The organism is Leifsonia sp. EB41, assembly GCF_041262565.1.
GTDB lineage: Bacteria > Actinomycetota > Actinomycetes > Actinomycetales > Microbacteriaceae > Leifsonia.
Genome location: NZ_JBGCCJ010000001.1, coordinates 3,125,840 through 3,138,040, shown reverse-complemented (window position 1 = coordinate 3,138,040; position 12,201 = coordinate 3,125,840). Strand labels below are relative to the sequence as shown.

Annotated in this window: 13 protein-coding genes; 2 read left to right on the top strand and 11 right to left on the bottom strand. The window is 70.7% G+C overall.

Features of this window, described 5'->3' with window-relative positions; all coding sequences use genetic code 11:
• Nucleotides 1-67 precede the first annotated feature (67 nt).
• The 6 genes from ABH923_RS15580 to ABH923_RS15555 all read right to left on the bottom strand — a co-directional run bounded on the left by ABH923_RS15580 (nt 68) and on the right by ABH923_RS15555 (nt 4,875).
• Nucleotides 68-205: a hypothetical protein gene (locus ABH923_RS15580; protein ID WP_179607953.1), complete on the bottom strand. Its 138-nt coding sequence runs from the start codon at nt 203-205 to the stop codon at nt 68-70.
• Nucleotides 206-444: 239 nt separating this feature from the next.
• Nucleotides 445-831 carry a 50S ribosomal protein L7/L12 gene (rplL, locus tag ABH923_RS15575; protein ID WP_370056298.1) on the bottom strand — a complete coding sequence of 129 codons (387 nt, stop codon included), beginning with the start codon at nt 829-831 and terminating at the stop codon, nt 445-447.
• 53 nt (nt 832-884) lie between these two features.
• Nucleotides 885-1,400: a 50S ribosomal protein L10 gene (gene rplJ, locus ABH923_RS15570; RefSeq protein ID WP_369960998.1), complete on the bottom strand. Its 516-nt coding sequence runs from the start codon at nt 1,398-1,400 to the stop codon at nt 885-887.
• Nucleotides 1,401-1,598: 198 nt separating this feature from the next.
• Nucleotides 1,599-2,417, bottom strand: a complete 819-nt coding sequence (locus ABH923_RS15565) for an alpha/beta fold hydrolase (RefSeq protein ID WP_370056297.1) — start codon at nt 2,415-2,417, stop codon at nt 1,599-1,601.
• Complete coding sequence (locus tag ABH923_RS15560; RefSeq protein ID WP_370056296.1) at nt 2,414-4,108, bottom strand: sensor histidine kinase; 1,695 nt, start codon at nt 4,106-4,108, stop codon at nt 2,414-2,416. The genes ABH923_RS15565 and ABH923_RS15560 overlap by 4 nt, the downstream gene beginning before the upstream one ends.
• Nucleotides 4,105-4,875 (bottom strand): response regulator transcription factor, encoded by a 771-nt coding sequence (locus ABH923_RS15555; RefSeq protein WP_370056295.1) that lies wholly within the window; start codon nt 4,873-4,875, stop codon nt 4,105-4,107. The genes ABH923_RS15560 and ABH923_RS15555 overlap by 4 nt, the downstream gene beginning before the upstream one ends.
• Before the next feature lie 193 nt (nt 4,876-5,068).
• On the opposite strand from ABH923_RS15555, the gene ABH923_RS15550 reads away from it, so the two are divergent.
• Both ABH923_RS15550 and ABH923_RS15545 read left to right on the top strand, forming a co-directional pair.
• The gene (locus ABH923_RS15550; protein ID WP_370056294.1) at nt 5,069-6,640 is read left to right on the top strand and encodes an ABC transporter permease; all 1,572 of its coding nucleotides are present in this window, start codon (nt 5,069-5,071) and stop codon (nt 6,638-6,640) included.
• A gap of 27 nt (nt 6,641-6,667) precedes the next feature.
• Complete coding sequence (locus ABH923_RS15545) at nt 6,668-7,339, top strand: ABC transporter ATP-binding protein (protein ID WP_370056293.1); 672 nt, start codon at nt 6,668-6,670, stop codon at nt 7,337-7,339.
• Nucleotides 7,340-7,460: 121 nt separating this feature from the next.
• Here ABH923_RS15545 and ABH923_RS15540 read toward each other — a convergent pair whose 3' ends face one another.
• The 5 genes from ABH923_RS15540 to ABH923_RS15520 are packed head-to-tail and all read right to left on the bottom strand — an operon-like array spanning nt 7,461 to nt 12,133.
• On the bottom strand, nt 7,461-8,048 hold the full coding sequence (locus tag ABH923_RS15540; protein WP_370056292.1) for a pentapeptide repeat-containing protein: 588 nt from the start codon (nt 8,046-8,048) through the stop codon (nt 7,461-7,463).
• A gap of 28 nt (nt 8,049-8,076) precedes the next feature.
• On the bottom strand, nt 8,077-9,114 hold the full coding sequence (locus tag ABH923_RS15535; protein ID WP_370056291.1) for a sugar phosphate isomerase/epimerase family protein: 1,038 nt from the start codon (nt 9,112-9,114) through the stop codon (nt 8,077-8,079).
• The gene (locus ABH923_RS15530; protein ID WP_370056290.1) at nt 9,114-10,241 is read right to left on the bottom strand and encodes a Gfo/Idh/MocA family protein; all 1,128 of its coding nucleotides are present in this window, start codon (nt 10,239-10,241) and stop codon (nt 9,114-9,116) included. The genes ABH923_RS15535 and ABH923_RS15530 overlap by 1 nt, the downstream gene beginning before the upstream one ends.
• A gap of 27 nt (nt 10,242-10,268) precedes the next feature.
• Complete coding sequence (locus tag ABH923_RS15525; protein ID WP_370056289.1) at nt 10,269-11,390, bottom strand: Gfo/Idh/MocA family protein; 1,122 nt, start codon at nt 11,388-11,390, stop codon at nt 10,269-10,271.
• On the bottom strand, nt 11,387-12,133 hold the full coding sequence (locus ABH923_RS15520; RefSeq protein WP_370056288.1) for a sugar phosphate isomerase/epimerase family protein: 747 nt from the start codon (nt 12,131-12,133) through the stop codon (nt 11,387-11,389). The genes ABH923_RS15525 and ABH923_RS15520 overlap by 4 nt, the downstream gene beginning before the upstream one ends.
• Between the last annotated feature and the right edge of the window lie 68 nt (nt 12,134-12,201).

Here is a 12,201-nt window from a genome sequence, read left to right as displayed (position 1 = left end):
ACGAGGGGCACGTCGTTGTCGCTTTTCCGTGTGGAAAGCGACAACGACGTGCCCCTCGATGGTCGGGTTACCGCAGGTACCGGTCGTACAGGAGGGTCCTGCGGTAGAGATCCGGCGGGTGGGCGCCGCTGTCGCGGTCGTCACCGTGCAGGAGCGCGGCCCCGAGTCCGCGCAGGGTGGAGGCGAACGTGCGCCAGGTATTCATCGTGGTTTCTTCTTCCGGTTGTGCGTCCTTGCACACCGATGCACGCGGGCAGGCGCGATCGGACGCTCTGGTGGGGTCGAGCGTCCGCACTGCGGCCGGCCTTCGTGGTTAAACCACGAAGGGCGTCACCCCCGTCACGGGGGCGACGCCCTCCACAACGCGGAACACTCTGTTACAGAAGGAGTCCGCGTCGCGTGGCTTGTCAGCCTGCGGTAGAAGAAGCCCCGATGGGGCGTCGACTACTTGAGGTTGACGGTGGCGCCAGCCTCTTCGAGCTGAGCCTTCGCCTTCTCGGCGGTCTCCTTGTTGGCGCCCTCGAGCACGGTGCTCGGCGCGCCGTCAACGAGGGCCTTCGCCTCACCGAGGCCGAGGCTGGTGAGGGCGCGCACCTCCTTGATGACCTGGATCTTCTTGTCACCGGCGGCCTCGAGGACGACGTCGAAGGAGTCCTTCTCCTCGACCTCTTCCACGGGGGCGGCAGCGCCGGCACCGGCCGCAGCAACGGCGACGGGGGCGGCGGCGGTGACCTCGAAGGTCTCCTCGAACTTCTTCACGAACTCGCTGAGCTCAATGAGCGTGAGCTCCTTGAACGCGTCGAGCAGCTCCTCAGTCGACAGCTTTGCCATGATTTTCTCCTTAGTGTGTGTGGTTACTCACCGCTGCGGGGCCCTTGCGGACCTTACGCAGCGGACTCCTGCTTCTCACGCAGCGCGTCGACCGTGCGAACGGCCTTCGACAGCGGTGCGTTGAACAGATATGCGGCTCCGAACAGCGAGGCCTTGAAGGCGCCGGCCAGCTTGGCCAGCAGAACCTCACGGGACTCGAGGTCGGCGAGCTTGCCTACCTCTTCTGCGGTCAGCGGGTTACCGTCGAAGTAACCGCCCTTGACCACCAGCAGAGGGTTTGCCTTGGTGAAGTCGCGCAGAGCCTTCGCGACGGCGACGGGGTCGCCGTGCACGAACGCGATCGCGGACGGCCCGACCAGTTCCTCGTCGAACGACGAGATCCCCTGGTTGTTGGCCGCGATCTTGGTCAGCGTGTTCTTCACCACGGCGTACGTCGCGTGCTCACTGATGGACTTGCGCAGCGTCTTGAGCTGAGCAACAGTGAGACCGCGGTACTCGGTCAGCAGAACGGCGGTCGAGCTCTCGAACAGTCCTTCGAGCTCGGCGACCGTGGCTTCCTTGTTCGCCATGGCTACTCCTCGGTTGTCTTCATGCACACCGCGGGAGCGGTGTGCGCCTCGACCGCGGGCAAAGAAAAAAGCTCCGGCGCAAGGGCACGGAGCTCGTCGTCGCAGCGAACTGCGGGAATCACTTCACACACCTGCGCGGGCCCCACCTGAGTGGATCTTCGGACATGCAAGCACGTCAACCAGCGGTCTTTGGCTTCGTCAAGGGTACGGGATGGGAGGCGTCGCACGCAAATCCGGTGCTCCGCGCTGGGCGCGCAGGAAGTCCCCGACGTCCCGCCCGAACCGCGGATGCAGCGCGACACCGGCGTGGGAGCGGTTGAGATAGACCACGTGCGAGGCGCGCGGGAGCCCGCGGGCCGTCTCCGCGGCGAGCTGCAGCGGATAGAAGAAGTCGCGGCCGCCGGAGACGACCAGCGCGGGCGCGGTGACGCGCGACAGCCGGTCGCGGACGTCGAAGCGCTCCTCGGCCTCCACGAGGGCGCGCAGCCCGTCCGGGTCGGCCGGGCCGGGCAGCAGGCGGGTGACAAGCCGGACCGCCGGGGCCAGCAGCGGGGAGTCCATCGTCGCGAGCGCGAGCTCGGACGTCGCGCCGCGGTCGCCGGCGCCGAGGAGGTCGGCGTAGCGGCGCTGGACGGCCCTCCCGTTCGCGCCGAGCGTCGCAGCCCCCGCTGCGACGACGAGCGAGCTCACCAGGTCGGGATGGTCGACGGCGAGCTGGAGGGCGATGCTGGCGCCCGTCGACACCCCCATGATCGCCGCGGGCGTGCGGAACCGGCCGCGCAGCATCGTGGCATAGAGCTCGGCGACCTCCGCCATCGTTGCGCCCGGCGACAGGCGCGCCGGCCGGCCGACGGCGTGCACGCGATGGGTGCGCGCCGGGCCGCTGACGATGACACGCTCGGTGAGCACGTCCAGGCCGCGGGCGCGGCCGGGCTCGGACGGCAGGCCGCGCAGGAACACCAGCGGCGGGGCGGCGGGGTCGCCGTACGCGACCGTGGGCAGGACGGTTCCGGTCACTCCCGGTCCGCTCCCTCTCGCGTGTCTTCCGACGCAGGCGTGTTCTCGGGTGCAGGCTCGACCCCTGGCTCCAGCACCGGGTCCTCGACCGTCTCGGCAGGGAACGCGGCCTCCTCCACAGGCTGCTCCCCCGCAGGCGGCTGCTCGCCCACCAGCGGCAGTCGCACCGTGAACACCGTGTTGCCCGGTTCGCTGGCCACTGTGACCGTGCCGCCGTGCGCCTCCACCACCGCGGAGACGATCGCGAGGCCGAGCCCGGTCGAGCCGGTCGCCCGGTTGCGGCTGCTGTCGCCGCGGGCGAACCGCTCGAACAGCGTCGACCGGAGCTCCTCCGGGATGCCGGGACCGTCGTCCGACACGGTGACCACGGCCTCCCGCGTGGACGTGTCCACGGCGAGCGCCGCCACCACCTTGGTGCCCTCCGGCGTGTGCACGCGGGCGTTCGCGAGGAGGTTCATGACCACCTGGTGCAGCCGCGGGGCGTCGCCCAGCACCTCCACCGGCTCCTCCGGCAGATCGATGTGCCAGGTGTGGTCGGGGCCGGCGGCGTGCGCGTCGCTGAGGGCGTCGATCAGCAGCAGGGACAGGTCCACCGGGTCGCGGTCGAGCTCGCGTCCCTCGTCGAGACGGGCCAGGAGCAGGAGGTCCTCCACCAGGGACGTCATCCTGGTCGCCTCCGACTCGATGCGGCCCAGCGAGCGGGTGACGTCCTGCGGCAGCTCGTGCGGCGACCGCCGGGTGAGCTCGGCGTAGCCGCGGATCGAGGCGAGCGGCGTGCGCAGCTCGTGGCTGGCGTCGGCGACGAACTGGCGCACCTTCTGCTCGCTCGCCTGCCGGGCGGTCAGCGCGGAGGCCACGTGGCCGAGCATCCGGTTGAGCGCCGAGCCGACCTTGCCGACCTCCGTGTGCGGGTCGGTGTCCTCCTCGGGGACGCGCACCGACAGCGCGACGTCGCCGCGGTCGAGCGGCATGTGCGCCACCTGCTCGGCCGTCTCGGTGACCCGGGCGAGCGGCCTCATGGCGAGCCGCACGACGAAGCTGGCGGCCAGGAAGGCGAAGATCAGCCCGGCGAGCGTCACGAGCACGATGACGAGCGTGAGCTGCTGGGTGGTCGCAGTCACCTCGCTGAGCGGGAGGCCGATGATGACGCTGTCGCCGTTGTCGAGCTGCGCCGCGGCGATCCGGTACGAGCCGAGGGCGTCGCCGAGGTCGACCGTGCGCGGCTGGGAGTCTGCGGGCACGGTGAGCAGGGCGAGGCCGTTGATGGTCACCTGCTTGGGACCGAGCGGCTGGTCGGTGGTCGACGAGGGCTGGTCGGAGAGGATGACCGGCGGGAACAGCAGGCCGCCGCCCGCACTGCGGACCGCGCCGAGCGTGCCTGTCGGCTGTCCCGGCGTCGTGACGACGCCCTGGGCCTGGGGATTCGTCGGACCGCCCGCGTTGATGCGGTCGGCCGTGTGCTGGCCGCGTTCGAGCGCGCTGATGAGCTGCTGGTCGAGCCGCTCCATCAGGTAGTTCTGCAGCGCGAGCACGCTGACCGTGCCGATCACCGCGCCGAGCACGGCGAGCATGGCGACCACGACGAGCACGACCCGGCTGCGGAGCGTCCAGGTTCGGAACGGACGGAAGCCGAAGCGCCGGGCGCGCTCACGGCCGGGGGTCGGGGCGCCCGCAGTGCGGGCAGCTGTCATTGCGCGGCCTTCACCATGTAGCCGGCGCCGCGCACGGTGTGGATCATCGCGGGGCGCCCTGCGTCGATCTTCTTGCGCAGGTAGGAGATGTAGAGCTCGACCACGCTGGAGGAGCCGCCGAAGTCGTACGACCAGACGCGGTCCAGGATCTGGGCCTTGCTGAGCACGCGGCGCGGGTTGCGCATCAGGAACCGCAGCAGCTCGAACTCCGTCGCGGTGAGCTGGATGGGGTCGCCGTCGCGGTGCACCTCGTAGCTGTCCTCGTCCAGCACGAGGTCGCCGACGATGAGCACCGGGTCGTCCTGGTCGGCGACGGCCGCGCGTGACCGGCGCAGCAGGCCGCGGAGCCGGGCGACGAGCTCCTCCAGGCTGAACGGCTTGGTGACGTAGTCGTCGCCGCCGGCGGTGAGCCCGGCGATCCGGTCGTCGAGGGAGTCCTTGGCGGTGAGGAACAGCACGGGCGCCTCGTTGCCGTCCGCGCGCATCCGGGAGAGCACCTGGAGGCCGTCGATGTCCGGCAGCATGATGTCCAGCACGACCACGTCCGGCTTGAACTCGCGGGAGAGCTGCAGAGCCTGCTGCCCGTTGGACGCGGTCTTCACCTCCCAGTCCTCGTAGTGCAGCGCCATCGCGAGCAGATCGGTGAGCGTCGCCTCGTCGTCGACGACGAGCACGCGGATCGAGCTGCCGTCCGCGCGGCGCAGGAGGGTACGGGGCTGGCTGGAGGGGCCGGAGGCGGCTCGGGTATTGATGGTCACCTTTCCCATTATGAGGAGAGGGATTGATGGTGTCTTTGTGAAAGCTATGGAGCTTCTGAGAAAGGGTGCACCGACGTCACTGCGCCGCATGTGAGCACCCTAAGCGGCACACGGCTGATCCATAGCCTCGCCATAGAGACCCGCAATCCACCGAACCTAGCTTTCGGATGAATCACTTTCCGACCCAGAGATATGGATGCCAATGTTCGGGACCTATCTGCGGCGCGAGCTCCTCAATCGCCGCAAGCAGACGATCATCATCGCGATAGGCATGGCCCTCGCGATCGCACTCGTCATCATCGTCAACGCGGTCTCCGCCGGCGTCAAGGACGCGCAGGCGAGCGTGCTGCAGTCCGTGTACGGCGTCGGCACCGACATCACCATCACCGAGCCGGCCACCGCCCAGAGCGCGACCGCCCAGCAGGGCGCCGGCGGCGGGCCCCGCTTCGACTTCGGCGCCAACTCCGGCACCGACACCGGCTCGGGCCGCCAGGTGAACACCTCGCGGCTGGCGACCACCCGCGGCGACACCGTGATGGACGCCGCCACGCTGACGACCGCCAAGAAGGTCCAGAACGTGCAGTCCGCGGCCGCCGTGCTGTCGCTGACCAACACCAGCTTCAGCGGCACGCTCCCCAACTTCCAGCAGCTCCGCCAGCAGCGCCAGGCCGCCGGCGGCTCCACGGCCTCCACTCCCCCGCCCACCGGCGGCGCCGACGGCGCGGGCGGCAGCTCGTTCACCGTCGACTCGTTCTCGGTGATGGGCCTCGACCCGGCCGGCAAGTCGGTCGGACCGCTCTCGTCCGTCACCCTCTCCAGCGGACGCACGTTCACAGCAGCCGACAAGGCGGCCGACGTGGTCGTGCTCGACGCCGCATACGCCAAGACCGCGTCCAAGGCGGTCGGCGACACCGTCACCATCGGCGGCACCGACTTCAAGGTGATCGGCGTCGTCTCCGCCACCGGAGCGGACTCGACCACCGCGGCGAACGCGTACATCCCGCTCGGCGTCGCCCAGACGCTCTCCGGTCAGACCTCCAAGGTCTCCTCCGTCTACATCACGGCGTCGTCGTCCAGCGACATCGACCAGATCAAGGCCGACCTGACCAAGGCCCTCCCCGGCGCGACCGTCAGCACCCAGGCCGACCTGGCCTCCACCGTCTCCGGCTCGCTCGGCAGCGCGGGACAGCTCATCGCCAACCTCGGCACCTGGCTCTCGGTGATCGTGCTGGCGGCGGCGTTCCTCATCGCCATCCTCTTCACCATCTCCGGTGTGACCCGCCGGACCCGGGAGTTCGGCACCCTCAAGGCGATCGGCTGGTCCAACCGGGGGATCACCGGTCAGGTCGCCGGCGAGTCGATCGTGCAGGGCCTCATCGGCGGCATCATCGGCGTCGCGGTCGGACTCCTCGGCGTCTGGGTCGTCAACATCGTCTCCCCGACTCTGACCGGCAGCGTGGGCGGCGGCTCCGGCTTCGCCAATGCGGCCGGCCGGGGCACCGGCGCCGGGACGGGCGGCGCGGGAACCGGCACCGGCGCAGGCGGCTTCGGCGGCGGCTTCGGAGGCGGGACCGGAGGCGGCGGAGCGTTCGCCGGAGTCCGCCGTGCGGCCTCCACCACCACGGCCGACATCGCCCTGCACGCCCCGGTGACCCTGTGGATCATCGTCGGCGCGGTCGCGCTCGCCATCCTCGGCGGTCTCATCGCCGGTGCGATCGGCGGCTGGCGCGCCTCCCGTCTCCGTCCCGCCGCAGCCCTGCGCTCGGTCGCCTGAGCCCGGCCCGACCCCGAAGGAGTCATCGTGTACACCCTCACGAACGTCACCAAGAAGTACCGCCAGTCCTCCCGCGAGGTGATCGCCCTCAGCGACGTCACGCTGGAGATCCCGGACGGCCAGCTCGTCGCCATCCAGGGCCCGACCGGCGGGGGCAAGTCGACGCTGCTGCAGATGCTCGGCGCCCTCGACCGGCCCACCTCGGGCTCGGTCGAGCTCGGCTCGGCGAGCCTGTCGAAGCTCGGCGACCACAAGCTCACCGGCATCCGCGCCAACGAGATCGGCTTCGTCTTCCAGGGGTTCAACCTGATCCCGACGCTGAACGCCCAGGAGAACGTGGAGACCGCGCTCGCACCGCTCAAGGTGAGCGCGGAGGAGCGTAAGCGCCGCGCCGCGGAGGCGCTCGCCTCGGTGGGCCTCGCCGACCGGGGCAGCCACCTCCCGTCCGAGCTCTCGGGCGGCCAGCAGCAGCGCGTCGCGATCGCCCGCGCCCTGGTGAAGAACCCGGACGTGCTGCTGGCCGACGAGCCGACCGGCAACCTCGACGAGGAGACCCGCGACGAGATCATGGACCTCCTCGAGGGCCTGTGGCGCGACCGCGGCCTCACCGTCATCGTCGTCACGCACGACAGTGCGGTCGCCAAACGCGCCCAGCGCCGGCTGCACATCAAGCACGGCCAGGTGAAAGAGGTCGCGTAGCGCACGCCGCGACCGCTTCGGCGCCCGTCCCCGCGACACCGGGGACGGGCGCCGTCGCGTTCAGGGGACGCGACTCGCCGTCACGGCGGGCGCAGAACGGCGTATTGCGACCCCTCGTTGTTCAGGAGGGCGTGGGGACGACGACCATCCCGGCGGCCTCCGCCAGGAGGATCGCCTGGCGCTCGTCGATGGTCGCGCCGCGGAGGCCGACGTCGGTCGGGTCGACGCCGGTCAGGTCGCTGCCGACGAGGTTCGCCGCAGAGAAGTCTGCGCCCGTGAGCACCGCCGCCGAGAGGTCGCAGCCCGAGAACACGGCCTCGGTGCAGCGCGCCCTGCTCAGGTCGGCCTCCCGCAGCCGCACCCCGGTGAAGTCGGCGCCGCGCAGCTCGGCGCGGCCGAGGTCCACGAACGACCAGTTGCCGCCGTCCACTTTCAGCAACGCGAACTCGCAGCCGCTGAAGCTGCTGCCGGTGACCTTGCACCGCCGGAACGTCGCGTCGAAGAAGTTGCAGCCGATGAACGTGCAGTTCACGAAGGCGCTGTCGGTGTGCTCGCTGACGTTGAAGCGCACCTTCCGGAACGTGCACGCGGTGAACGTGGCGCCGGACGTGCGCACCTCGGTCAGGTCGACGTCGATGAACTCCACCCCGTCGAACTCGAGGCCGTCGAGGTCGCGACCGTACCAGTCCTCGCCACGGATGATGTCCACGGGGTGAGCCTAGCGGGCGGCGCCGACCTCAGTCCTGGTTGCTGAAGGCGGCGTCGAACGAGGCGGCGGGGAGGTTCCAGAGCAGGGAGCGGATGTAGCCGACCGCTTCCTTGGCGCCGTGCAGGCGGTCCATCCCGGCGTCCTCCCACTCGATCGAGATCGGGCCGGTGTAGCCGATCGACTCCAGCGCGCGGAAGGAGTCCTCCCACGGCACGTCGCCGTGCCCGGTGGAGACGAAGTCCCAGCCGCGACGCGGGTCGCCCCAGGGCAGGTGCGAGCCGAGCACGCCCGCGCGGCCGTTCTTCGGGCGCAGGCGGGTGTCCTTGCAGTCCACGTGGTAGATGCGGTCCTTGAAGTCCACGATGAAGCCGACCGGGTCGATGTCCTGCCACATCATGTGCGACGGGTCCCAGTTGAAGCCGAACGCCTCGCGGTGGTCGATGGCATCCAGCGAGCGGACGCTGGTCCAGTAGTCGTACGCGATCTCCGACGGGTGGACCTCGTGCGCGAACCGCACGCCCTCACCGTCGAACACGTCGAGGATCGGGTTCCAGCGGTCGGCGAAGTCCTGGTAGCCGGCGTCGATGACGGAGGCCGGAACCGGCGGGAACTGCGCCACGTACGGCCAGATGCTGGAGCCGGTGAAGCCGACCACGGTGTCCACGCCGAGCTTGCGGGCGACCTTCGCGGTCAGCTTGAGCTCCTCGGCGGCACGCTGGCGCACGCCCTCCGGGTCGCCGTCGCCCCACACCTTCGAGCCGACGATCGCCTGGTGGCGGAAGTCGATCGGGTCGTCGCAGACGGCCTGGCCCTTCAGGTGGTTGGAGATGGCCCAGACCTTCAGGCCGTACTTGTCCAGGATGTCGAGGCGGCCCTGGAGGTACGCGTCGTCCTCCGCGGCGCGCCAGACGTCGAGGTGCTCGCCCGAGCAGGCGATCTCCAGGCCGTCGTAGCCCCACTCGGAGGCGTGCTTGGCGACCTCCTCCAGCGTCAGGTCGGCCCACTGGCCGGTGAACAGGGTGACCGGGTGCGTGCGACCCGACTCCGTGGCTGCGGTGTCCGTCATCAGTTGGTTCCCATCTCGATCCAGGTGCCCGACTCGGCGGAGTCGATCACGGCGTCGGTGATCCGGACGGCGCGCAGGCCGTCCTCGAAGCGCGGCAGGCCGTCGGGGGTCTCCCCCGCGACCGCGGCGTAGCTGTCGGCGACGAATGCGTTGAACGCGTCCTGGTAGCCCTGCGGGTGGCCGGAGGGCACGACGCAGAGGCGGGCGGCGTCGGCGCTGAGCTGGTCGGCGTCGCGCGGGATCAGGAGGCTGCCGGAGCGGCGGCCGACCCACAGCGTCTCCGGCTGCTCCTGGTCGAAGGCCACGCTCTCGGCGCTGCCCGCGATCTCCAGCCAGAGCCGGTTCTTGCGGCCGGGAGCCACCTGCGACACGAGCAGGGTGCCGATGGCGCCGCTCTCGGTCTCGATGACCACCGCTGCGGCGTCTTCCGTCGTGATGCCCGCGTGGGAGGCGCGGTCGGCGAACACCGTGCGCTTCTTCGCCGAGAGGCGCGCCACCCGGTCGCCGCTCACGAACTCCACGAGGTCGACCAGGTGCGAGCCGATGTCGGCGAACGCGCGGGAGCGGCCGCCCTGCTCCGAGTCGACGCGCCAGTTGTCGTCGCCGGAGGCCAGCAGCCAGTCCTGGAGGTAGGAGGCGTTCACCGTGAGCACCTGCCCGGCCGCGCCGGACGCGAAGCGCGCCCTGGCCTCCCGGACCAACGGGTGGAAGCGGTAGACGAACGGCACGGTCGCGGTCCGGCCGGACGCGGCGGCGACCAGCGCCTTCGCGTCGGACACCGTCGTCGCCAGCGGCTTCTCGCAGACGACGTCCTTGCCGGAGGCCAGAACGGCCGCGGCCTGTGCGGCGTGCAGCGCGTTCGGCGTGGTCACGTGGACGACGTCGATCGTGTCGTCCGCGAGCACCTCCTCCAGCGAGCCGTACGCCCGGCCGATGCCGAGGCGCTCGGCCGCAGCGGCCGACCGCTCAGGCGACGACGAGACGATGCCCGCCGGCTCGGCGCGTGCGGCCCGCGCAGCGCGCGAATGCACCTCCGCCATGAATCCGCCGCCGACGATCGCGACGCGCAGCCGCGATCCGGCTGTGCTCTCGTCCCGCCGGCTCAGTCCACCCGACTCGCTGCTCACACTGCTCCGTTCGTCCGTCGATCCGGGTCAGGCCAGCGTCGCAGCGCGCGGGTCCAGGGTGGCCGCGCGCGGGTCCCAGTCCTCGGGCAGGGCCGGAGCGACCTCGACGGTGCTCCGCACGTCCACCGGGACTCCGGACGTGCCGGCCTCGATGGTCGCGACCATCACGTCGAGGACGTGGAAGGCCTGCTCGCCCGAGGCGCGCTCCGGGACGCCGGCGCGGATGGCGCGAGCCAGCTCGACGACGCCGATGCCGCGGCTGCTGGTGGTGCCGGTCGCCGGCAGTGTCTCGACGCCGTCCGCTCCGTGCACGAGGAGGTCGCCCTCGAAGGTGTTCGGGTCGGGGACCACGAGCGTGGCCTCCAGGCCCGCGACCTCGAACTGGGTGCGGCCGAGCTTGGAGTCGAAGCTGAAGATCGACTGCGCGGTCTGGCCGCTCTCGAACTCGTACAGCGCGCTGACGTGGGTCGGCACGGTGACCTCGAACGACTCGCCCGCACGCGGGCCGGAGCCGATCACGCGGGACTCCTTCGCTTTGGAGGCGACGGCGGACACCCGCTTGACCGGGCCGAAGAGCTGCACCAACGCGGTGAGGTAGTACGGGCCGATGTCGAAGAGCGGGCCGGCGCCCTCCTGGAACAGGAAGTCCGGGTTCGGGTGCCACGACTCCGGGCCGGCGCTCTGCATGAGCGTCAGCGCGGTCAGCGGCGCACCGATGGCGCCGCTCTCGAGCAGGCGGCGCGACGACTGGATGCCGGCGCCGAGGAAGGTGTCCGGCGCCGTGGCGACGCGCAGGCCCTTCTCGTGCGCGGCCTCCAGGAGCTGCACGCCGGTGGCGCGGTCGAGCGCGAACGGCTTCTCGCTCCAGACGTGCTTGCCCGCGGCGAGCGCCTGCAGCGCCACCTCGACGTGCACCTTGGGGATGGTGAGGTTGACGACGATCTCGATCGCGTCGTCCGCCAGCAGCTCCTCCACGGTGCCGGAGCCCGGCACGCCGTACTTCTCGGCCTGGGCCTTGGCGCGGTCCAGGTCGATGTCCGCGACGAAGCGCACGTCGAGGTCCGGGAAGGCGGTGAGGTTCTCGAGGTACTGGTTGCTGATGACGCCCGCGCCGATGAGGCCGACGCCGACCGTGCCGGTCCCGCTCACGCGAAGACCTCCGAGGTGAGGTAGGCGTAGCTGTCGGCGACGGCCTGGAAGCGGTCGCCGCGGGAGTCGTCGAGCTCGATGACGCGGAGGGCGTTCGGCGCGGCGTCGATGATGGCGGCGACGGGCACGGAGCCCTGGCCGACGGCGACCTGGTCCTTGGTCTCGGTGGTGCCGGGGCCGTCCTTGATGTGGAGGGCGACGACGCGGTCGCCGAGCTTCGTGAGCAGTTCGACCGGGTCCTTGCCGCCGACGATCACCCAGTAGGTGTCGACTTCGAGGACGACCTCCGGGGCGAGCTTGCTCGCGAAGTACTCCAGCGCGGTGACGCCCTCGATGGTGCTCTCGAGCTCGTGGGCGTGGTTGTGGTAGCCGACGCGGACGCCGTGCTTCGCGGCGACCTGGGCGGCGGCGTTGAGGGCGGCGGCGGTGGCCTCCACGTCCTCGGCCGTCTGCCAGCGCTCGGCGGGCACGTGCGGGTCGATGACCGTCTGGATGCCGAGGTCGGCGGCGGCGGCGAACACGGTGTCCAGGTCGTCGCGGCCGATGAAGCCCTGGTGAGTGGTGGGCGCGGTCAGGCCGGTCTCGGCGAAGCCCTGGCGGAGGCCGTCCGCGAAGTCCAGGAAGCCGAACGGCTCGACCTGGGTGAAGCCGATGTCCGCGATGCGGCGGAGGGTCCCGACCGTGTCTTCGGTCAGAAGCTCACGGACCGTATAGAGCTGCACGGAGAGTTTTGACGTCGACATGGTTCTCCTCGTCGAGTTCGCTGGGGATGTCGGCGCACGAAACGGCGCCGACCTCCATTCAAGCGAGA